Genomic DNA, 21513 nt, shown 5'->3' with positions numbered 1-21513 from the left:
TACACCTCGCTTCCCGCATTGCTGCCACACTAAAGGAAGGTGCAGGGTACATTGCAACGCCTAGTTTTCACCGTTCACTTCGCGGTCCAACGAATAGTGCGCTACGAACATCATCCGTTGGCGTCAACAGTGCCGTATTTAAACGAAAGTCAGCCGCTTCGGCGCTTTGGCACTGCCACACGTGGTCCGGAGAGATCATCAACCACCGCAGGTTCTGACACGTTCAAGACACCGTCCCAACCGCCTCCCAACGCCTTGTTCAATGCGATGTAATATAGTGCAACATCCAGTTTGGTCTCAATCAGGTCTTCCTCGACTGAGTAAAGGTTCTTTTCTGCATCTAACACATTGAAAGGGGTGCCGTCGCCTATGTCCTGAATTTCGCGCGAGAATTTCACCGAATCCCGGTATTTCGACACAGACAACGCCAGCTTTGAGCGCCTTATCCGCGATTGATTCATAGAGACGATTGCATTTCGGACATCTTCCATCGCTGAAAGGACTGTCTTCTGATACTCAAACAACGATTGATCACGTTGGGCTTTGGCCGCATCTACCGCAGCTCGCAACTGACCACCTTGGAAAATCGGAATATTGATGCTAGGTCCGAATGACCAGCTTATTGTTGAATTCTTGCCCAGGTCGCTAAAATTTGTCGCTGACGAATCGATGGAACCCGTGAGCGATATTGATGGGTACCGGTTTGCCTCAGCTCGGCCGATTTCCGCAGTGGACTGCGCGAGTTGGCGCTCCGCCACTCTGATGTCCGGCCTGTTAACAAGCAAGTCGGCCGGGATGCCTAACGACTTGACCTGAGGTGGCAGGGGTATTTTTTTGCTTCGGATCAAGACGGCTTCGAGCACATCGGGCGCGCGGCCAAGCAGAACGCCAAGGCGATGCACAGCCTTGGCATATTCGATACGATAGGATGGGATGTCCGCCTCAATCGCTGCCGTTTGCGCCTCCGCCTTGACGACGTCAACGACGGAAGCTTCGCCCGCCTGGCGTTGTTGCCGTGTCAAAGCTGCGGTTTGTCGTTGCGAACGAGCCGATCGCTCGCTTAAATCTATAAGTTCCTGATATGCGCGTGCTTGAACATAATAGGAGGCCACATCGCCCACCAATGTAACCAGCGTATCGCGTAGCTGCTCCCGGGCTGCGTCTTCCGCATATTTTGCAGCCTCTAACGTCCGCCTGTTTCCGCCGAATAAGTCAAGTTCCCAACTGGCGTCAAAGCCGGCTCTATACTCGCTGTAGACCGACGCGTCACTCCGGACCCGATCGACTGCCGACGCAGAAGAAAGCGTTGGGAAAAGGCTACCCGCTTCCTCTTTGATCGTCGCCCTGGCTTCCCGTATCTTTGCTTTGGCAGCGGAAACATCCAAGTTGCCTTCAACAGCTTGAGCGACGAGTTGATCCAGCAACGGATCTCCCAGTCGCTTCCACCACTGAGCGAGTTCGGGTGGCTTGGAGGAAGACCTGTCTGTTGTCCAGAGCGCCGGAAGAGACATTACCGGCACCTCATAGTCTGGCCCGACGGTGCAACCGCTTACTATCAACACTGACGACAACAATGCCGTCAGGCAAGCGTGCAGGTTAGAGAAACGTTCGGTACATTTCCGTTGTATCGTTGTTTCTGTTTTTAGTGAGGTCAAGAGCTTAGCAATCGTCTACTTGGAGGGCGCGAGGGGATCGAGGAAGGACTGGTCTCCGCAATCGGCGGCGGAATGTTCAAACGAGTTAATAAACGATCCAGGGTTAAGCCCGGTTAAGGGGATGTAAAACTGGGTAAATCTCTGAAAGAGAGGTGCTCGAAGGCCTTCCAAATAAGCCACAGAGTGGAGTGGCGACGGCTACCGGGAGCGAGAGGACAAACGAGAGCTTCCATGCGAGGGATTTTCCAATAATGGCTCGCAACGCCGCTGATTGAGTTCCCGCCTGAGCCCTGCAGGGTTTCAGGCTTGATAGTATCGCGCAGAAGAATGGCCCTGTGTCGCGAACGGAAGCATGAGAATTTTTCGCGCGGTCTACAATCACGCCCGGCAAGACCAATCGGGAAATGGCGGCAAATGACCCGAGCCACCCTTGCGGCATCCTACAATCCACTACGATTTCTATCTTCAAGCGGCCCGATAAACGGTTGAAACGGAAGTTCTGCGGATCGATGAGGGGGCCGTGCTCGCCCACGAGATTCATGCGTATATGGCGTTGCAAGGAAATTTTGACCATTGCCCTCACTAATAGAAGGTCGCGGTTGCACAGCGTCCGCGCTCGCTTCATGACGAGAGCCATTCCAAGCCGTTCAGCCTCACATTTTCCATGCTTGCCGAAATTTGGAGATACCCGATATCATCCAACAGCTTTTATTGTGCCTGATCATCATTCTGTTCATCATGTGGGCCGTTCTCATCATTGCGTTGATTGCCGTACAGGCAAACTGGATCAATATGTTCGATTTCGACGTGAGGATTTCTCCAAATTTGGTCAATAAAGTCTGATCGCCGCAAGCCCATGGGTCAGTATCACACTATAAATCACCGCCCTCGCACGGCCCCCACTGTTTCTGAAGAGCCAGCTTTTCTTCACGCTTAAATACCGGCCGCGCCGCACCTTTGCGGAACATCTGGCCGAATAGGCTTATGCGCCGCCGGATTCGGCCGTCGCCTGTCTAGCTGCTTCGATCAATCGGGAAAAATGCCGTTCGGTCTCGGCGGTGGCCACGAAGGATACGGTGGTGACGACACAGCAGAGTTCGCCCTGGGTGTCGAAAACCGGTGCGGCCTTGCCGGTGAGGGCAGAGAACAGATGTTCATTGAGTTCCGCGCCGCCCACTGCGCGGATGGTTTCCAGAATGCCGGCATCGGGACGGGAGCCGCGAAAGGCGGCGGGTTGCAGCCTGCGCACCGCGGCCACCCTGTCCGGCGGCAGGTAAGCCTGGAAAACCAGCCCGCAGGCGCTGTTGTCCAGCGGCAGAACATCGCCCAGCGCCACGGTGCTGATGGAAAAGCTGGCGCTTCTTGCCCACCGCACCACGGTCGGGCCGCGCTCGGTCCAGATCGCCACGCCGCAACTGGCGCCGATCTTGGAGGCGAGCGCATTCATCTGGCGGCCGGCGGTTTCGACCGGATTGATTCGCCGGAGCGCGCTAATGCCGATCCCCAGCGCTGCGGGTCCGAGATCGTAACTGCCGCTGGCGGGATCCTGTATCACCAGTCCTTCCCGCACGAGGCTCTGCATGTAACGATGCGCGGTGGAGCGGCCGGTGCCGGCGCGTTTGGCCAGCTCGCCCAGGGCGAGCGCCGTATCCGATCTGGCGAGCAGATTGAGGAAACGCGCCGCGATCGACACCGACTGAATGAGGGCAGAGCGTTTTTCACCCTCGTTTTCCGGCAGATTGTCCGCATTGTCATCCATGGCGTTCAAGCCCGCTCCCCCCGTTTGTTGAGCATGCCTAACGCATCGGGGCGTGAATCGGAATCGATTTCTGCGGGCTGCGCTGCGCTGTTCCCTTTTGAAACGCCAAGCGATGCGCAGGACGCGGTCCATAAACTTTGTTGTAAATATGGCACATCCCGTTACGGAAGCCTTTTTGTCCGCAATACAGAACGCATTCTCTATTGCGAAACAGATAACGCTTCCGTTACTTGAATATGACTTTAATACTCATGTTTCTTAGGGGTGTGTGATGGGGTTTAGCTCTAGCGGTCGTTTGATGAGCGGGGTCAGCGCTCTGACGCTGGCGACATTGTTCGTGACGCCGGTTCTCGGTCAGGATCAGCAGGCGGCGGCGGGCACCACCGTCCTGAAGCCGATCGTCGTGACCGGTGAAAAAGTGGCGCGCGACATGAAGAACACGGCGTCGTCCGTTTCGGTCATATCCGGGGATAAAATCAAAAAGGAAAAGACCGGCGACCCGACCGTATCGGGAGCGATCAAGGATATTCCGAACATCGTTTACACCGACAATGTCAGCGCCCCGATCATTCGCGGTTTGGATACGCAGGGACCAAACACGGGCTCAACCGCATTTTTTGCTGGCACGGTGCCGCGCGCGACGATCAATGTCGACGGTCATTATCTCGGTTATAACGAGTTCATCTATGGCGCGACCTCCATCTGGGATGTCGAAAGCATTGAGGTGTTCCGCGGCCCGCAGACCACCTCGCAGGGTGCCAACGCCATTGCCGGCGCGATCCTCGTCAACACCAAGGACCCGACCTTTACGCCCGAAGCCAGCTATCAGGCGGAAATCGGCAATTATCACCAGAAGCGGGCTTCGTTCGCGCTTTCGGGGCCGCTGATCGAAGACGAGCTGGCGGCGCGCATGGCGATCGATTATTCCGGCCGCGATACCTTTATCGACTACATCAATTCCGCCTTCGCCCATGAGGGAACGGACCAGAATTTCAAGGAATTTAACGGTCGCTTCAAGCTTCTCTGGGAACCGTCGGAAATTCCCGGTCTTTCGACCAAGCTGACCTATTCCTACAACGCCTCTAACCGGCCGAGCCAGGAAGCGGCATCGAGTCCCTTCGAGGATCTCAACCACGTCACCACCACGATGCCAAGCTGGAGCCAGAACACCCACACCGGTATTCTCGACATCAATTACGATTTCGAGAATGGCGTGAAACTGTTTAACCAGACGCAATTCTCCGCTTCCGATGCGCGCCGCAGGGTGGGTGTCGTCAATAATGGCGATGCCGATATTGACCAGACGAACGCTTCCCACGAATCCCGCGTGACCTTCGGTGATCAGGAAGACGTGCTGAGCGGCGTCGTGGGCATTTATTACGCCCACACGCAGGCCGACGAGATTCTTTATCTAAAGGGAACCTACAACAACAGCATTTCGACATTCGACGACACCAAGGACAATCTCGGCATCTTCAGCGAGCTGAGCTATCGTCTGACGGACCAGTGGACCCTGACGGGCGGCCTGCGTTACCAGATCGACCAGATCCACCGTACGGGCCGCTCCGTCTATTCGGCGCAGGCGGTGGATTATAACGAGACCTTCTCCGAACTGCTACCCAAGGTGTCGCTTGCCTATGCGGTGAACGACGACTGGACTGTCGGCGGCATGATCAGTCGCGGTTACAATCCCGGCGGGATTTCGCTGAATCTCTCGTCAGGACAATGGCTGCCCTTCGAAAAGGAAACCATCTGGAACTACGAGCTATATACGCGTGCGAAGCTGCTGGATGACCGGCTGACGCTTAACAGCAACCTGTTCTACATGGACTATACGAATGCCCAATTTAACATTCCGGTCGTCATCTCTTCGGGTGTCACCCAGTCCTATACAATCAATGCGCAGAAGGCGCATGCCTACGGTCTCGAAGTCGGTGCCGATTACCAGGTTCTCGACAATCTGACGCTGAAGGCGAGTGTCGGCGTGCTGAAGACCGAGATCGACGAAATCTCCAGCAACAGCAGCTATGCGGGCAATGAATTCGCGAAATCACCGGGGTACATGTTCAGCATTGGCGCAAGCTGGGATGTGACCGACAGGTTCACCGTCTCCGGTCAGGTCCGTCATACCGACGGTTATTATTCTGATACGGCCAACACGGCGACCTATGCGATCGACCCTTATACAATCGCGGACGTGCGGGCGAGCTACAAGTTCCAGGAAGAGCTTGAGGTCTACGCCTACGTCAAGAACGTCTTCGACGAGCGCGCGCCCACCTATATGCAACAGAACCGCGGCATTGGCGGCATCGAGGCCAGCATGACCGAACCGCGCATGTTCGGCATCGGTGTTCGAGGGAGTTTTTAAGCCATCGTCTAGGCTGAAAAGCAAAAGGGCCTTCGAAGCAATCTCCGAAGGCCTCATTTTTGGAAAGCAGGCTGAGAAATTCTGAAAAACGGCCTGAATGCCCGTCTGTGCCCGGTCCGGATTAACGTGGGGACAAATGCGCCCCCGCGTTACGTATCAGGCAAAGATTGGCACGTTTTTAACGGTCATCTCAGTGTTTGCTTGACGCAGACAGGATGGGTGTCACCGCCCGGATTTTTATACGACAACCGAAAGTCAGGATCGCAAAGTTTCGGCCTTGGGCGAGACGTCGGCCGGAATTGCGACAGGCCTGCGCAACAGGCTTCAAAAACCCAGGATTGCAAGGAGTGCGATCTTGGGTCGATCTGTTGTCACCATCGCGCATGGCCAAAGTTTTGGTAATCCGCTACGATTGTCCGGCGCTCCTTCGAGCACGGCAGGAACAGGATCGCCAAGGGAAGCGGCAAAGCATTGTCGGCATGGCTGGTGTTCGGAAGGCCCCGCCGGCGAAGCCGAATTTAGGAAATTTTGTCGTGTTGCTTTACTTGTCGACAAAATTGCCACGACAGACTGTTCGGTGGCTTCGTTCCCAGCGCGCACGCCTATTTGGCAAAAAAATGTTGCCAGCGGGCTACGTTCGAAGCCTCGTCATCGCCGCAGGCGTTCGACGATCGTCATCTATGCGGACCGCTACCGGCCTGAGAAGTTTTGCCATGAGGGGAATTTCCCAGTTGTCCGGGGCGTGTCACCCCGGCGACAGGTAACAGCAGACGTCGGCGCGTCTCCAGAAACTTTCTGCCAGCGATGCCCTAGGCGTTGACCCGCCCGATTCCCGAACCAGGGAGAAGCCCGTCTCGACCGCGACAGATTGAGGATCGAACGCGTCTCTTGTCCGACCTTCGGCTCGAACCGGCACCTCGGCGAGACTGAATCTCCAGGTCGCACAACGTCGGCACAATAGCACGAGGAAATTGACGCATGATGCCTTACGCCCTCAAAAGAACCTTCTCACGGGCATCAACCACTCGGTAGAAGCGTCCAAGGGCTCCATATTTTCACCTTCATGCCGCACGAGCGTTCGATACAACTGAACTGGCGGATGTGCGGAAGGTCAAAAGCATTTGAGCCAGCTTTTCTGATTCCTGCGCGAGGCCGAAGCTCGCGGCGTTCATTTCTTCCACCATCGCTGCGTTTTGTTGCGTTGCCTGATCCATATGGTTGACCGCAGAATTGACCTCCTTCAGCCCCGAGGCCTGTTCTCTCGCCGCAGTGCTAATCGCATCCATATGCTTATTTATCGCCTCGATGAGAGACACGATGTCGCCCAGACCTTTACCCGTATCGCCAACCAATTTCACGCCCTCTGAAACAGCGGTTTCGGAATTAGTGATAAGCGTTTTGATTTCCTTAGCTGCATGAGCCGAACGCTGGGCGAGTTCACGGACCTCCTGAGCGACGACGGCAAAGCCTTTCCCGGCGTCTCCCGCCCGGGCCGCTTCGACTCCGGCGTTCAACGCAAGAAGATTAGTCTGGAACGCGATCTCGTCAATGACGCTGATGATCTGGATGACTTCCCTGGAAGACCGTTCGATTTTTCCCATGGCCTTGACGGCACTTCCAACGACTTCGCCGGAACGGTCCGCCGTTTTCCGCGCGTCCTGGACTAGATCGCGAGCCTCGGCCGTGCGAACGGAGGTTGTGTGGACGTTTACTGTGATTTCTTCCAGCGCAGCAGCCGTTTCCTCCAGCGAAGCGGCCTGGCTTTCCGTGCGTCTGGCTAGATCGTTCGATGCCATCGAGATTTCGCCGGAACCGCCGTGAACATTACCAGCACAATCCGCGACGGCCAGCAATACCTCCCTAAGCTGAGCGACAGACGAATTGAAATCCTTTCTCAGTGCTTCGAACTGGGGTGCGAATGCCTCGTGAATTTCGCACAGCATATCGCCTGACGCCAGTTTCCTGAGCCCCGTCGCCAATGCGCCGGTCGCCTTGTTCAGGCGGATTTCGGCCTCCGCCGCTGCCCGTTCTTCAATCTTCAGGCGCTCGGCTTCCGCTTTGCGGCTGTTCTCGATCGCTTCCGCTTCCAGTTCAGCATTCCGGGTAGCGGCCCGCCGGAATACCTCGACCGACCGTGCCATTCCGCCGATTTCGTCAGTCCTCTCTCCGCCGGGAACGATCACATCACGATTTCCCTGCGCAAGAACATTCATGCATTCGGTCAGGCGGGTGACGGGGATTGTGACCCGCCAAATAACGATAGACATTCCAACGATCGTCATCGCGATCACCCCCAGCAATACGACGAGGTATAGAGCCACGGCTTTAAGAGCGGATTGAGCCAGGGCCTGAGCCTTTTCATCCAGCAGTTTCATTGCCACAAGGGCGACATCTGCGACACTGGCCTGTCCTTTGCTGCTCGCAGGCAGCCAGTCTTTCAGAGCAACTTTTGCGCCCTGGCCGTTGAAAAGATCGAGATGCATTGAGTTGCGAAGGTCCCATAGCGGTCCTTTGAAGTATGTGTTGTCTGCAGCATTAAAGCTGTCCTTCAGCAACTGAGCGGTGGTGGGATGATCGACCAGGGTACGAACCTGGTCCCAGTTGGCGAAAGACCGCCCGTTTTGCGTCATCAGGGTTGCGAGATCATTTGTAGCGAGAGGCTGTTGCGTGGTCGCCGCCTTGTTCAAAACGATGGATGCCGCACCGACGGCCGCGCGGGTAGCCCATGCACCGGCACGGATCTGCAACAGATCGACAAGAGTGTTGTCGAGCGACCGGATGTTGCTCTCCGTGATGGCGGAGGCTGCCTCAAGCTCCTGCAGAAACTCTTTGCCGAAGCTTGTATAGGCTTTGCCGACAGCTGGATCGCGCTGGGTGAGTTCGATCGGGAACTGCGCATCGGCGCGACCGCGAAGGCTTTCGTTTTCTTTGAAGAAGCTGTTAATTCTCTCCAGAGAGGCCGTGAGTTCCGCAGACTGTATACCCGCTTCGGCTTTTCTGAGATCCGACATGCCTTGGTCGACTATCTTGCGATCCTCCGGGACATCCTTCAGCCGCGCGCGCCCCTGCTCGACCGTTGCTTCGAGGACGGTCACACTGTGACCGCGCTCCAGGCGATAACCGAGCAGGATGTCAAAAAGCGCACGGTTGACAGCCGTATAGGCGGACACAGCGCTGTAAGTTCGAAAACTGGAATAGGAAGCGCTCAATAAACTGCCGCAAAGTATACACAAGGCAAGACTGAACAACAAAAAAACCGTCGTGAGCATGTTCCTGATCGAAAGCATAGATACCCCCATTTTGCCATGATGCCAGCTTTACATTCAAAAGATAAGACAATGCTAACACAGCCGCGAACATTACTGTGAAGGTAGTCGATTTGCACTGTTCAGCGCGGGAGCAGACAAGACCGGGGATGCTCGCGTGTCCAAGAAGAAAAGACGCGTCGCGGCTCGAGCCGTCGCATACGCCAAAGGATTTAGCGTTCAGGTTCCGCGTCGCTGTGCGACACGTGCCCGTGCTGGCCGATATGTGTAGGCGCTAAGGCAGTCTAAGACCGTTGTCGGCGTCGAAAAAATGTAGCTTGGAGATATCGAAACTCAGAGTGATCGATCCGCCCAACTCGGACATATATCGATCACGCACGAGAGCCACGATAGATTGTCCGCCGACGCGCGACACGAGCATCGTCTCGGCGCCTGTCGGCTCAACGCCCGTGAGCAGGGCGTTTATCGTCGCATTTCCAAGGTTTCCGGACAGAAACAGGTCCTCAGGCCGAACGCCGAGCGTAACGGGATGACCGTATTTCACTGCGGGAAAAGACGATGGCGGCAGCGCTATCGTGGTGCCATCTTCGGTAACGAAACCTTCCGCTTCCAGCCAGCCCTTGATTAGGTTCATCGACGGCGATCCGAGAAAGGTCGCCACGAAGGTATTCAAGGGGCGATCGTAGAGTTCGAGGGGCGTTCCTATCTGCTCCACACAGCCGTCGCGCATCACGACAATCCGGTCGGCCATGGTCATCGCTTCGATCTGATCGTGCGTCACATAGACCGTAGTTGTCTTCAAGCGCTGGTGCAGTTCCTTTATTTGCGTGCGCATCTGAACCCTGAGCTTTGCATCGAGGTTGGAAAGTGGCTCATCAAATAGGAAAACTTTCGGATCACGGACAATCGCTCGGCCCATCGCCACACGCTGACGCTGGCCGCCCGAAAGCTGGGCCGGCTTGCGGGCCAGAAGTGGCGTAAGGGCCAGAAGCTCCGCCGCTTCCCGCACTCTCGCGGCTATTTCCTCTTTTGGCCGCCCGGCGAGCTTGAGCGCATATCCCATGTTCTCTTCGACGTTCTTATGGGGATAGAGGGCATAGCTTTGGAAAACCATCGCTATATCACGGTCGCGAGGTGCAACATTATTGACGATGCGTCCTCCGATCTGGATCCGCCCGGTCGTGATGCCTTCCAGCCCGGCAATCATTCGCAGCAATGTGGACTTGCCGCAGCCCGAGGGGCCGACCAAGGTTACGAATTCTCCGTCCTCGATGTCAATCGAGATGCTGTGGATTACGGGATGGGCGCCGTAGGCCTTGTGGACCGCTTCGAGATTGAGAGTAGCCATGTCATTCACTCATTTTCTGTTTGGGTCAGGCGGCTATTAGCTCGGCCATTCGGATCAGTCCCTGCATGTAACCGATGGCGTGGGCGCGTCCCCGGTGGTTCCACGGGGTGTCATCATCCATCTGGGGAACGTGGTCATCCAGCAGAAAGCCGTCGAAACCTGCCTTCTGAAGCTGGATCATCACCTCGGCCGGGTCGAAGTTTCCCTCTCCGATGAAGCACTCGGTAAAATCCGGCACCGTTCCCTGCACGTCGCGGAAATGAATGTAGGAGACTGCCTTTTTCGGCACGAAAAACTCAATCATGCGGCGAACGTCTTCCTTTCCGCCAGCCATTTCTGAGCAGCAGCCGAGGCACAGATCCAACGTCCACGCGGGGCTGCCATTGCTTAACTCGAAAGCCTTCATGAAGTTTTCCGGTTTATAGAAAAGCCGGGCGACACCACCGAGCATCGGCACCGGCGGATCGTCGGGATGCAACGCAAGCTTGATGCCTTCCTGTTCCGCGACCGGCAGAACTTCGCCCAAAAAACATTCGTAGTTGGCCCACATCTGGTCTTCGGTGACGAGAATTTCGCCATTCGGCGCAAGCGGCATAACCGACTGGCGGCCAAGCGTTGTGGGCAGGAACTGCTTCAGCCCGTCAATCCCTTGGACCGCATCCACCGCCGCCATGTCGAAGCGGGTGTTTCCCGCACCCCCGCGCCCCGGCGCAGACCTGTCGGTTCGCCAGACCGAATTGGGCATGAAATGATATCCAAGGACCGGAATGCCGGCGCGGGCGACCGACCGGATCGTGTGGCAGTAGTTCTCGATCTGCTCATCCCTTCCATCGAGGCCGAGCATGACCTTTTCGTAAAAATGCACCGGGACGTTCTCGATCGCCTCAAGTTTCAGACCGGCACTCTCTGTCTTGTCGACGAGGGCGCGGATGTCCTTTTCCTCCCAGCGGGCGTCACCTGGAAGAAGGGGAGTGTTCATCTGAATCCCGCTTGCCCCGATCTGGGCCGCGAACCGGAGCTTTTCATCCGTTAGTTCGTTGAATTGTCCGACGGCTACCCGGATACCCATTGTCTATGTCCTTTGTTATTTGAGTTTGCGAAATCTTCGGTTTCAGCCCTTCACGGACCCGGCGGTAAGGCCCTGAACCATGAAGTGCTGCGCGACGAAATAAAGAAGCATGAGGGGAACGGATGAAATCACGGCTCCTGCCATGAGCGGTCCCCACGGAAGCGTATCGCTCGTGATCAGGTAGTTGAGGGCCAGCGGGGCGGTCCGTTGATTTTCCGAGGTTATCAGGACGAGAGCCAGGAGCAGTTCATTCCAGGCGCCCGTGAAGGTGAAGATGGATACGGCTGCGATACCCGGCGCCGATAGCGGCGCAACGATCCTGATCAAGGCCCCGAACCGGGTCAGGCCGTCGATCTGGCCCTGCTCCTCCAGCTCTCGAGGAACGCTCCTAAAATATCCCTGCAGCAACCAGGTGCTGAGTGGCAGCGAAAAGGTCAAATAGACGAGGATCAGTCCGCTCAGCGTGTTTCCAAGACCAAGTCTTGCCATGAGTATCGACAGGGGAATGAACAGAAGCGACGTCGGCGTGAGATAGGCAAAGAGGATCAGCTTTCCGATGATCCCCCTGAAGCGATATCGAAAGCGGACGATGGAGTAGGCGGCCAGCGAGGAAATGAAGATCGATATGATCGTGACCGACGCGGCAACGATGAAACTGTTGCGGATCGCGATCAGAAAGTCTTTTTCGAAAAGAAGAGTGCGGTAGTTGTTCCAGGTGACGGTGTGCACCCATAATGACGGCATCCGGTATATTTCCCTCGGCAGTTTGAGGGACGTGACCGCCATCCAGTAGATCGGGAACAGGATCGCCAGAACGGCGACGATCAGCGCCGCATAGGTCGCGACACGGGAGATCGTGGCCGCACGGGTTTGAGTTTCGCTTTGGATTGCAGACATCAGTCGTCGTCCTTTTGCATGAGGAAGGTTGCCGCCACGACCAGAAGCGCCAGGACGGGAAGCACCGCGACCGATACAGCGGCAGCCTCGCCTATGCGTTGGGTCTGCATGCCGAGATAGGCAAGCACCGGGAATACCGTGGTCGCATCCGAGGGCCCTCCCTGGGTGAGCAGCCAGACATGTTCGAAAGCGTTGGCGGTCCAGATGGAAGACAACAGCGCGGTGATGATCAGCACCTGCCGGATGCCGGGCATCGTGACATCACGAAACCGCTGCCAGGCATTTGCCCCGTCGACGCGCGCCGCCTCGTAAAGTTCTTTCGGGATGGACTGAAGAGCGGCGAGAATGCTGACGAACCAGAAGGGAAAGCCACGCCAGACCGAGGCCAGAATAACGGCCGGCATGGCCGTCGAACGCTGGCCGAGCCAGTCGACGATATGTGGGAACAAGCCCGTCTGCGTGAGGATCATGTTGATGCCTCCGCCGACGGGCTGATACAGCACGCGCCATGTCAGGAATGCCACAAAGGCGGGCATGGCCCAAGGCAGCATCAGGAAGGCGCGAAACAAGCCGCGGCCGGGAATCTGCTGGTTCACGAGAAGCGCCAGACCCAGTCCGACCCCGAACTTCATGATCCCGGTGACCAACACAATGATGATCGTGTTGGTGATGGCGCTTTTGAAGATGGCAGTCTGCGCCAGATATCGGAAATTCGCCAAGCCGACCCAGTCGCCTTCGTTGCCCACCATCCTGTCGGTGAAGGCGACGGCGATCGCAAATATAAAAGGGTATGCGACGAGGCCGACGATGAGCAGGACGACGGGGGCGACGAGCAGGTAGGCGAAGGAGTTTGCCCGCAGGTGGGCGCCGAAACTTTCGGGCTTGGTCGGGTTTACGGGCACGACATTGGATTTCATGATCTTCTTCCGATAGTTTGTTGGCGCCTCGGTCCAGATCGTCACTTGTATTTGTCGTAGATCGCCTGCGCCTGCGATTGGGCGTCATTCATCGCCCTGTCGAACTCCCAGCCGTCGATAACGACCCGCTGGGCCATTTTGGGAATGATGTAGTTGTTGAACACTTCACCGTAGGCTGCGTTGTAGACGTCCGGATAGGCGGGAGCCGTCCCCGTTTCCGCCAGCGCCAAAAGCGCGTCGTGGATCGGATCGTTCGACGAGAATGCCGCGAGATCGCGCTGCTTCTTGAGCACCGGTCCGTAGATCGCCACCTTGTAGTAGGCATTCATGAATTCCGGCTGGGACAGATGCTGGATGAGCGCCTTTGCCGCCTCCGGGTTCTTACTGCTTCTCGGGATCGCGCGAAGCTGCGGAATAATTGGCGAGATCACGCCTTTCGGTCCGCCCGGCAGGGGCGAAAATGCCGATCCCTCGTAAAGCTCTGGGTCCTGCGACTTTGCCGCAACCCCCACCGAACCCGTATTCGCAATGAACGCCACCTGGCCGGACAGATAGGCCTGATTGTCGCCTGCGCCGTCCCAGGTGGCGTTGCCGGGCGCGAACACCTTCTTGTCCCAGGCATTTTTCAGCCACTGTAGATAGGCCTTCGTTTCGGCGGATTTTATCGCAACCTTTTTTCCGGCATCGTCCGCGATGCGGCCACCGAAGGACTGCATGACGTTGATCTGGACGTTTCCGTCACCGACGTTCGACAGGGCCAGCCCAAGGCCGAAGAGGCCCTGGCCGCCGATCGCCGACGCCTGCTCAACCAGTTCGTCCCATGTCTTCGGCGCCTCGTTGAAGCCAGCGGCTTCCAGAAGGTCCTTCCGGCGAAGAAGAAGGTTGCCGCTGATACCGAAAGGAAGACCAGTACGCCCTCCGGCGACGCGGGAGGTGTCACAGGCCTTGTCGACGCCCTCATACCAGCCTGCCTGTGCCTCGCCAACCGCCTTGTAGATATCGTCGATCGTCAGGAAGACGCCCTGGATCGACAGGGGAAGCAGAAGATCAAGATGCAGGTCAAGAGCATCGGGCATAGTGTTTGAAGCCACTGCCGCCGAAACCTTCTGCACCGTCTCGTTCTGGTTTATCATCACGACCTCGGTTTCAACGCCGTTAGATTTTCCCCATTCGGAAATGGTCTGTGAAAGCAGTCTGTTGGCCTCGTCGGAGAAGATCAGGCCTCCCCAATAGGTGAGCTTTCCACCAAGCTTCGCAGGCGTCTGAGCCGAGGCAGCACGCGAGCCCACGCTGGCGGTCAAAGCCGCGCTTGCGGAACCAGCCATAAACGTGCGCCGCGACAGTTCGAATGTTTTCATGTCTCACCCTCCTCCAAAAACCGCATATATCCCCGAAATAAATATATTTGTTATCGGTTTTAAGTTCCTTTATCCGGCATTAAAATGGTCTGTCAACCGTCTGCAACCTGTTTATTTTCGTGACAACCCGCGTCGTCGCCGTTAAATGAGCTGAACAACAGAGGAATTGCTATGCACGGCGGTATCACCAACCCTGGATTCGTTGCTTTTGTCGAAGCACTTCTGGAAGGCCGTCTGAAACTTGGGCAGACGCTCCGGCTGGAAGAGTTATGCGATATATTAGGAATGTCCCTGTCACCATTGCGTGAAGCGATAACGCTTCTGGAGGCGGAGGGGCTGATCCAGGTCCGCAAACGCCTCGGCGTGAGTATTTTTTATCCTGACGTTAAATTCGTCGGGGGCACGTTCCAATTTCGGGAACTACTGGAATCGGAAGGTCTTCGTCGGCTGTCGGAGGGCCTTCCTTCGGCCTGGATCGACGATATGCTGCACGCACACGCCGCCATTATAGAGCTTGTCAGATGCTCCAGGCAGCCTGCGGATTTTGTCACGCCGGTTCGGGAACTCGAAGAGCGCTTTCACGGCGGCTTCGTGGCGGCTTTCGATAACGAGCAGATCACCGCAAATTATCAGAGGCTTACGCAGAAGATGTATCTTTTAAGGCTGCTCAACCCGGACGCAGTCAATGTCGTCAACACGATACGGTCGATGGAGGAGCATCTGGACATCGTCGTGGCGCTAAGAGATCGAGACGTGGAACGTGCGATCGAGGCGCTTCACCGCCATTTGAAGAACGTCCTCCACCGCCTCCTGACCCGCTGACCCGCGACGATGCCCCAGCCGGTCGGTCAGGCGGGCCGGCGCAGGACTGTTTGAAAAATTGGCGCTGCCGATGCGTTAGAAGGGAAAGCGCTGCCTGGCGTCTTCGATCGTCAGCCAGCGCAGATCGGTGAACTCGGCGACTGCGGCCTTGCCACCGAAGCGCCCCCATCCCGACGACTTCATGCCTCCGAACGGCATCTGCGGCTCGTCGGCGACGGTGGGGCCGTTGATGTGGCAAATCCCGGATTTGATCCGCGCGGCCAGTTTGAGCGCCTGCGGAATGTTCTGGGAATAGAGCGAGGCTGACAGACCATATTCCGTGTCGTTGGCCACCCTGATCGCTTCCTCAGCGTCCTCCACGCGGATCACCGGCTTGACCGGACCGAAGGACTCCTCGTGATAGATGCGCATGTCGGCGGTGACATGGTCGAGGACGGTTGCCTCCACCACGGACCCGCGACGCCCGCCCCCGGAGATAAGTTCTGCCCCCTTGCCCACGGCGTCGGCGATGATTTCCTCCATCTTCTCCGCGGCTTCCTGGCTGACCAGCGCACCCAATACGTTGGTGTCCGTCGGGTCACCGGCTGGAAGGCTGGAAGCTTTCTCGGCAAGTGCGCTGACGAATCGATCGGCGATACTTTCTGTTACGATGATCCGTTCTGTGGACATGCAGATCTGGCCCATGTTCATGTAGGCGCCGAAAACGGCGCCGTTCACCGCTCCTTCCATATTCGCATCGTCCAGCACGATGAAAGGCGCCTTGCCTCCCAGTTCCAGCAGGCTGGGTTTCAGCTCCTCGGCGCAAAGTTTGGCAATGATACGGCCGACCTTTGTCGAGCCGGTGAAATTAACCCTTTTCACCTCGGGCGCCCGCACAAGCGCTTCCACGACCTTGCCGGCATCTTCCGGCGCATTCGTGATGACGTTGACGACCCAGGAGGCAGCCCGGCATCATTAAGCACCTGGCCGATCATCATATGGGTCGCCGGGCACATTTCCGATGCTTTCAGGATTACCGGATTGCCGCATGCAAGCGGCATGGCGACCGCGCGCGTGCCGAGGATCACCGCAGCATTCCAGGGTGCAATTCCCAGGCACACGCCGACTGGCTGACGAACCGCCATCGACAGGGAGCCGGATTTTTCCGTCGGAATAATCTCACCCGAAATCTGGGTGGTCATCGAAGCTGCCTCCCGGAGCATCTTGGCCGCAACCGTTACGTTGAAGCCGGCCCACCCCCCGGTCGCACCCGTTTCCGCGATCGTAATGGCGACGAAATCCTGGAGACGCATCTCCATCAGGTCGGCGGCTTTCAGCAGCAGCTTTCGCCGCTCGTGAGGCCCGATCACGGCCCAGGGCTCAAAAGCGGCATGAGCTGCGGCGACGGCTGTCAAAGCATCATCGAGCGAGGCCGAAGCCACAGTCGAAGCAATCTGTTGATTATAGGGATTGATCCGGTTGAAGGTCCGGTTGCCTTTTGCAGCAGCGCTCTTGCCGGAGATCAGAAGTTCGACATTCATCGCTAGTTTCTCCTATTCCGAGATAAACCGGTTTTCGATCGTGCCAAGTCCGCCCACTTCGACGCGGACGATATCGCCCGGCTTCATGAATGTTTCTGTCGCAATTCCAACGTTCGATGGTGTTCCTGTGACTATGATATCGCCTGGTTCAAGTGTCATCACGGTGGAAAGATATGTGATCTGATCCCAGATATTGTAGATCATGTCGCCGGTAGAGGTCCGCTGACGCTCCTTACCGTTGAGGGACAGGGTAAGGGTTAGGTCGTGAGGATCGGCGACCTCGTCATCCGTCGTGATCCACGGCCCGATGGGTCCATGCGTGTCGAAACTCTTGCCGAGCGTATAGGTGGGAGAGCGGAATTGCCAGTCGCGCGCGGTGACATCGTTTGCGACGAAATAGCCGGCAACAACGGAACGCGCCTCCTCCCGCCCGACATGTCGGCATCGCTTGCCGATGACGAAACCCAGTTCGGCTTCGTAGTCCACCTTTTCGGAAACGCTGGGGATGACGATGTCGTCGAAGGGGCCGTTGATGCAGGTGACCTGCTTGTTAAACCACAATTGCGACTTCGGGGTCGCGATCCCGGCAGCCGCAGCCTCCTCGGCATGGGCTTTATAATTCATGCCAATCGCAAGAAACTTGCGGGGGTCGTCAATCGGTGCAAGCAGACGTGTTTCGGAAAGAGAAAAGCAGGGTGCGTTGATTGCCTGTACCGCGGACCGCAAATCCTGCAGCCTTTCTATCAGATGCCTCATGGAGCCATTCAAGTCGGGTACGACAGCCGTAAGGTCGAAGATGTACTCTCCTTCGACCCTTCCAAGCCTCGTCTTCCCCTCGACGGAAAATCTTGCAAGTTTCATATGTCTCTCCTGTTCAGTCGGTTGCCGGGTCGACCGGCCGGATGCTGTTCACCGACACACCAATGCCAGGTCCCGAGAAGGCGACCATCTCGGTCTTGACAATTTCGAGGCATGGAAGGTCAGCAATCGTATTGACGATGTGAAAGGTCGTCGGCAGTTGTTCGAACGTGGCGCGGTGCCAGTTAAACCTACCTTTCGCCTTCCATCGCCTGAAGTCGTAACCGTCGAAGCTGATCGCGTCGGGCCGCCCTTCTCCCGGCCGCGGCGCTGGCGTGGTGACATAGGCGACATCCGCGCCCGCGCCCTTGCGCGGGTTCGTTCGCGGCACGTATTTGTAGTACATGGCCGCACCACCGCCCGAACCGGGCAGGCTGGGCGGCGCATCATCCTCGATCATGCCAGTCAGCGCGATGTCGAAAAACTTGAAGCCGAACCATGACGTTTCGCAGGAGGCCGTTCCCTTCTCGCGATCCCAGGCAATTTCCGGCATGTCACAGAAAAGCTTGGGGAAACCCATTTCGTCGCGGCCGGTCAGGATCGCCTCGGGCTGCCCCTCCCAGATAACCGGGCAGAAGGACCCGTCGAGGGTTTCCGTCTTGCCACTGTAAGTCACCGGAAAATCGAGCGACAGGATGCCGTAGCCCCGACCGGCGAGCCAGTAGAGGTTTTTGAACCAGGCGCAGGAAACGCTGAGCAGAGGCTCGCCGCGCAGGCTCATGCTGGGCGGCAGAAGGGCTTTCAGCTTTTCGGCATCCGTGCGGTAGGTGATCGCCATCCATTCCGCATTCATGATGCCGGTTTCTTCTGGCGACCACATCCCTCCACCTGGCTTCTGGCGTGGGCCGACCGCAGGCCCAAAGACAACGGGCATCCGGTAGCGGTGGTCGGGGTGAGGTGTAAAACCCATGAGTTCATCTCCATAAAAGTTCAGCAGCAAAATTTCACGTCGTACTGGAATTGGCTCGGCCGGCGGGGAGGACGGACGAATTCGCGCGGGCAAACAGCGTCACCGTCACGCAGGCGGCGAGAGCCGCCGTGAAGCCGATCGCTTCGTAGCCGATCATGTCCGACAACAAGCCTCCCAGCAGCGGCGCGATCGCCGAGCCCGACATCGTCATGGCTGGCGTGGCGGCCGTTGCGCGCGCCGAAGGGTCCGCCTTGGCGAGGAAGCCAAACAGGAAAGTGTGTGTGAAGATCATCACCGCCGCCAAAAAAAGCGAAGGTATCGCGTAAAGCAGGAACGCGTCGGGACCGGTAATCAGTATCGATAGCAGAGCCTGGACAATCGCGCCGGCAATACCCACTTTAAGCGGCGGCAGGTGTCCTTGAAGCGCGGCGGCGACCAGCGCCGGGAACATGTTGACGATCCCGATGGAGAGGAGGACCAGTTGGACCTCTCCTTCTGCATAACCTCTCGCCATGCCGATCCTCTCCACATAGGAGAAGGTCAGTGCCTGCACGAAGTTCATCAGCATCACGCCGACGATCACCAGCCAGACATCCGCGGGAATGGGAGCGGTGGCAGGTGCATGTCCCGGCGCGCTGCGCTCCCTGGGAAAGAAGACCAGCGTCACGAATGCGGCTATCGCCATGATCGCTGCAACAATCACGAAAAACGTTGCCGGCCCGCTGTGGGCGACCACCGCTGGCGCGGTGCCAAGAAAGACGAGCGCGAACACGCCGAAACCGGCCGAGCCGAGGGCGAAGATGCGCAACGGATTGTCTGTCCGGCCCATCGTGCCGTGTGTGGTTGAAAGCGCCGCTCCCGTGGCGATGCCGGCAAGGGCGTGCAGCATGAGAAAGGTACCGAAAGCCGGCTCAAGCTGCGACATCGCGAAAAGGCAGGCGGCGCTGCAGCCGTAGCCGACCGGCGCCACCAGGTGGCCTGGGAGAGTGTGAAACACCCGCGCCACCACGAGGCTGGCCAGGACCACGCCGATCAGGAAGGCAGTGACCAAACCGCCGGCCTGGGTGTTCCCGAGCCCGAAGCCGACCGAGAGCGTACCCACCCACACAGGTAGGGCGGCAAGATCGATCATGCCCGCGATATGTCCGAAAATAAGCGCAACGGTCGCGTTACGCGACTTCATTGATGACATGTTTGTTTCCTCCTCCCCCCAGGACTTCAAAGGCTGCCATCAAGGCATCGATCTCGTCGGTATTCACGGCTGAGCCGAAAGCATAGAAATCCGGCCGCGCGACATAGGCGACGCAACCGCGGCTTTCGAGCCAGCCCGAGAGGCGCCCATTGATGTCGCGCCATCCCCGCTCGCCGAGCACGACCTGGCGAATGCCGAGCCTTCTCAGCCGCTCCTCGTCCGCAGCGATGCGTGTTATTAGCGCGAAGTGGCGGCCGGTCAGATCGTCTAGGCGAAGCTTGACGCCATCGCGCTCCAGATCGTCATGCGGCAGAAGCTCGCCGGCAAAGCCCATCGGCCCGCCATCGGAATCGCGGGCCGTAATGCCGCCCGACAATGGCGGAAAAACGGGTGGAGGCGGCAAGATGCCGGCAAAGAAGGCGTTGTCCCTGGAGAGAGCGGCCTCCGGATCGGGCACGCAGATCACCTGACCCATGGCCATCGATATCCTGATCACCGCGTCAACATGGGGAGAGCGTTCGGCCTCATAGGTGTCGAGCAGGCTGTCGGCGGCGCTGAAATCCAGAACACGGTTGAGCTTCCAGCCGAGGTTCCAGGCGTCACGCAGCCCGGCGCACATTCCCTGTCCCATGAACGGCGGCATGAGATGTGCGGCGTCCCCGGCAATCAGCATCCGGCCTTTGCGCCAGCCTCGCGCCAGAAGCGAACGGAAGCGATAGCTGGCGCTGCGAATGAGCTCGCCATCGTCAGGTGAGAGCCATGGAGAGAGAAGTTCCCAAACCCTCTGCGTATGGCACATGTCGGCAGGAGTCTCACCGGGATGTAGCATGAACTCCCAGCGCCTGTTGAGAACGCCGCTCGGCACGATCGTGGTTGGGCGCGCCGGATTGCACCATTGGGCGGCATGGGGGATGGTGAGTTTTTCCGGGTCATTCGGTCTAACATCAACGACCAGCCATGCTTCATCGAAGCCATGGTCGGTCACCGGCGCATCCATTAGCTGGCGCACGAAGCTACTGGCTCCATCACACCCCACCAGGTAGCGTCCTGAAAGCCAGCTTGTTTCGGAGCGATCGACGGTCAGGGCTTGCGCGTCGAAGCGGGCTATCCCAACCTCGACGCGATCACCCGTATCGCGCGCCGCGACCGCCTCCATGCCGAGATAATAAGATATCCCGTCGCGATGTCGGAGATCATCATGAAGGATCTGCTCCAGCTCAGGCTGGTTGAACGTATATCCCGTCGGGCCGCCGGAGATCGAGTCTCGCGTTTCGTCGATATCGATCAGCACCTTCCAGTCGGCGTTGTACCATACATAATGTCCCATTTCCCGGGAAATGGCGGCGACCTTGTCGGCGATACCAAGCGCATGAAAAATGCGCTTTATCTCGTGGTCGTAGCCGATCGCCCGGGGCAGCGGATAGGGTTCCGGCCAGCGTTCCACCACAGCCACCGTGTGCCCGCCATCGACGAGTTGTCGGGCGAGTACCTTTCCCGCAGGTCCATAGCCGACAATGATGACGTCGTATTGCGTCATGACTTTTCCTCCCTTTTAACCGGTCCCGACAGACCGC

General features: G+C 57.7%; 14 protein-coding genes and 1 pseudogene. 2 read left to right on the top strand and 13 right to left on the bottom strand.

The features are described 5' to 3' along the window. Positions 1-149 precede the first annotated feature (149 nt). The gene (locus ACQZ5N_RS21630) at positions 150-1562 is read right to left on the bottom strand and encodes an efflux transporter outer membrane subunit (protein WP_448734103.1); all 1413 of its coding nucleotides are present in this window, start codon (positions 1560-1562) and stop codon (positions 150-152) included. A gap of 1075 nt (positions 1563-2637) precedes the next feature. Further along, positions 2638-3414: an IclR family transcriptional regulator gene (locus ACQZ5N_RS21625; RefSeq protein ID WP_448734102.1), complete on the bottom strand. Its 777-nt coding sequence runs from the start codon at positions 3412-3414 to the stop codon at positions 2638-2640. A 298-nt stretch (positions 3415-3712) separates the two neighbouring features. Between ACQZ5N_RS21625 and ACQZ5N_RS21620 the strand changes: the two genes are divergently transcribed. Beyond that, positions 3713-5782 carry a TonB-dependent receptor gene (locus tag ACQZ5N_RS21620; RefSeq protein WP_448734069.1) on the top strand — a complete coding sequence of 690 codons (2070 nt, stop codon included), beginning with the start codon at positions 3713-3715 and terminating at the stop codon, positions 5780-5782. A gap of 1061 nt (positions 5783-6843) precedes the next feature. On the opposite strand, the gene ACQZ5N_RS21615 is transcribed toward ACQZ5N_RS21620, so the two are convergent. The 6 genes from ACQZ5N_RS21615 to ACQZ5N_RS21590 all read right to left on the bottom strand — a co-directional run bounded on the left by ACQZ5N_RS21615 (position 6844) and on the right by ACQZ5N_RS21590 (position 14637). Next, positions 6844-9069: a methyl-accepting chemotaxis protein gene (locus tag ACQZ5N_RS21615; protein ID WP_448734068.1), complete on the bottom strand. Its 2226-nt coding sequence runs from the start codon at positions 9067-9069 to the stop codon at positions 6844-6846. A 253-nt stretch (positions 9070-9322) separates the two neighbouring features. Continuing rightward, a complete protein-coding gene (locus tag ACQZ5N_RS21610; RefSeq protein WP_448734067.1) occupies positions 9323-10396 on the bottom strand; it encodes an ABC transporter ATP-binding protein in 1074 nt (357 codons plus the stop codon). Positions 10397-10421: 25 nt separating this feature from the next. Next, entirely contained in the window at positions 10422-11465 is a 1044-nt protein-coding gene (locus tag ACQZ5N_RS21605; protein ID WP_448734066.1) for a mannonate dehydratase, read from the bottom strand. A gap of 42 nt (positions 11466-11507) precedes the next feature. Beyond that, positions 11508-12362, bottom strand: coding sequence for a carbohydrate ABC transporter permease (locus ACQZ5N_RS21600; protein WP_448734065.1), 855 nt, complete (start codon positions 12360-12362; stop codon positions 11508-11510). Then, positions 12362-13324: a carbohydrate ABC transporter permease gene (locus ACQZ5N_RS21595; protein WP_448734064.1), complete on the bottom strand. Its 963-nt coding sequence runs from the start codon at positions 13322-13324 to the stop codon at positions 12362-12364. The genes ACQZ5N_RS21600 and ACQZ5N_RS21595 overlap by 1 nt, the downstream gene beginning before the upstream one ends. Beyond that, a complete protein-coding gene (locus ACQZ5N_RS21590; RefSeq protein ID WP_448734063.1) occupies positions 13321-14637 on the bottom strand; it encodes an ABC transporter substrate-binding protein in 1317 nt (438 codons plus the stop codon). The genes ACQZ5N_RS21595 and ACQZ5N_RS21590 overlap by 4 nt, the downstream gene beginning before the upstream one ends. Positions 14638-14808: 171 nt before the next feature. Between ACQZ5N_RS21590 and ACQZ5N_RS21585 the strand changes: the two genes are divergently transcribed. After that, positions 14809-15459: a GntR family transcriptional regulator gene (locus ACQZ5N_RS21585; RefSeq protein WP_448734062.1), complete on the top strand. Its 651-nt coding sequence runs from the start codon at positions 14809-14811 to the stop codon at positions 15457-15459. A gap of 75 nt (positions 15460-15534) precedes the next feature. On the opposite strand, the pseudogene ACQZ5N_RS21580 reads toward ACQZ5N_RS21585, so the two are convergent. The 5 genes and pseudogenes from ACQZ5N_RS21580 to mhpA form a co-directional block, all read right to left on the bottom strand. Further along, positions 15535-16979, bottom strand: a pseudogene (locus ACQZ5N_RS21580) (aldehyde dehydrogenase). A gap of 12 nt (positions 16980-16991) precedes the next feature. Beyond that, complete coding sequence (locus ACQZ5N_RS21575; RefSeq protein ID WP_448734061.1) at positions 16992-17840, bottom strand: fumarylacetoacetate hydrolase family protein; 849 nt, start codon at positions 17838-17840, stop codon at positions 16992-16994. A 13-nt stretch (positions 17841-17853) separates the two neighbouring features. Beyond that, positions 17854-18777, bottom strand: a complete 924-nt coding sequence (locus tag ACQZ5N_RS21570) for an acetoacetate decarboxylase family protein (RefSeq protein ID WP_448734060.1) — start codon at positions 18775-18777, stop codon at positions 17854-17856. A 4-nt stretch (positions 18778-18781) separates the two neighbouring features. Next, entirely contained in the window at positions 18782-19939 is a 1158-nt protein-coding gene (locus ACQZ5N_RS21565; protein ID WP_448734059.1) for an MFS transporter, read from the bottom strand. After that, positions 19917-21476 carry a bifunctional 3-(3-hydroxy-phenyl)propionate/3-hydroxycinnamic acid hydroxylase MhpA gene (gene mhpA, locus ACQZ5N_RS21560; protein WP_448734058.1) on the bottom strand — a complete coding sequence of 520 codons (1560 nt, stop codon included), beginning with the start codon at positions 21474-21476 and terminating at the stop codon, positions 19917-19919. Before mhpA ends, ACQZ5N_RS21565 begins: the two co-directional genes overlap by 23 nt. Between the last annotated feature and the right edge of the window lie 37 nt (positions 21477-21513).

Source organism: Agrobacterium sp. 22-221-1 (genome assembly GCF_053522445.1).
Note: the sequence above shows the minus strand (reverse complement) of the source record. Positions and strands in the feature narration are given on the sequence as shown.

Bases quoted from the DNA above. Each gene is read 5' to 3' on its own strand.
- ACQZ5N_RS21605 (WP_448734066.1), bottom strand. From the start codon at position 11,465: ATGGGTATCCGGGTAGCCGTCGGACAATTCAACGAACTAACGGATGAA.
- ACQZ5N_RS21590 (WP_448734063.1), bottom strand. From the start codon at position 14,637: ATGAAAACATTCGAACTGTCGCGGCGCACGTTTATGGCTGGTTCCGCA.
- ACQZ5N_RS21575 (WP_448734061.1), bottom strand. From the start codon at position 17,840: ATGAAACTTGCAAGATTTTCCGTCGAGGGGAAGACGAGGCTTGGAAGG.
- ACQZ5N_RS21565 (WP_448734059.1), bottom strand. From the start codon at position 19,939: ATGTCATCAATGAAGTCGCGTAACGCGACCGTTGCGCTTATTTTCGGA.
- mhpA (WP_448734058.1), bottom strand. From the start codon at position 21,476: ATGACGCAATACGACGTCATCATTGTCGGCTATGGACCTGCGGGAAAG.
- ACQZ5N_RS21585 (WP_448734062.1), top strand. From the start codon at position 14,809: ATGCACGGCGGTATCACCAACCCTGGATTCGTTGCTTTTGTCGAAGCA.
- ACQZ5N_RS21620 (WP_448734069.1), top strand. From the start codon at position 3,713: ATGAGCGGGGTCAGCGCTCTGACGCTGGCGACATTGTTCGTGACGCCG.
- ACQZ5N_RS21615 (WP_448734068.1), bottom strand. From the start codon at position 9,069: ATGCTTTCGATCAGGAACATGCTCACGACGGTTTTTTTGTTGTTCAGT.
- ACQZ5N_RS21625 (WP_448734102.1), bottom strand. From the start codon at position 3,414: ATGGATGACAATGCGGACAATCTGCCGGAAAACGAGGGTGAAAAACGC.
- ACQZ5N_RS21610 (WP_448734067.1), bottom strand. From the start codon at position 10,396: ATGGCTACTCTCAATCTCGAAGCGGTCCACAAGGCCTACGGCGCCCAT.
- ACQZ5N_RS21600 (WP_448734065.1), bottom strand. From the start codon at position 12,362: ATGTCTGCAATCCAAAGCGAAACTCAAACCCGTGCGGCCACGATCTCC.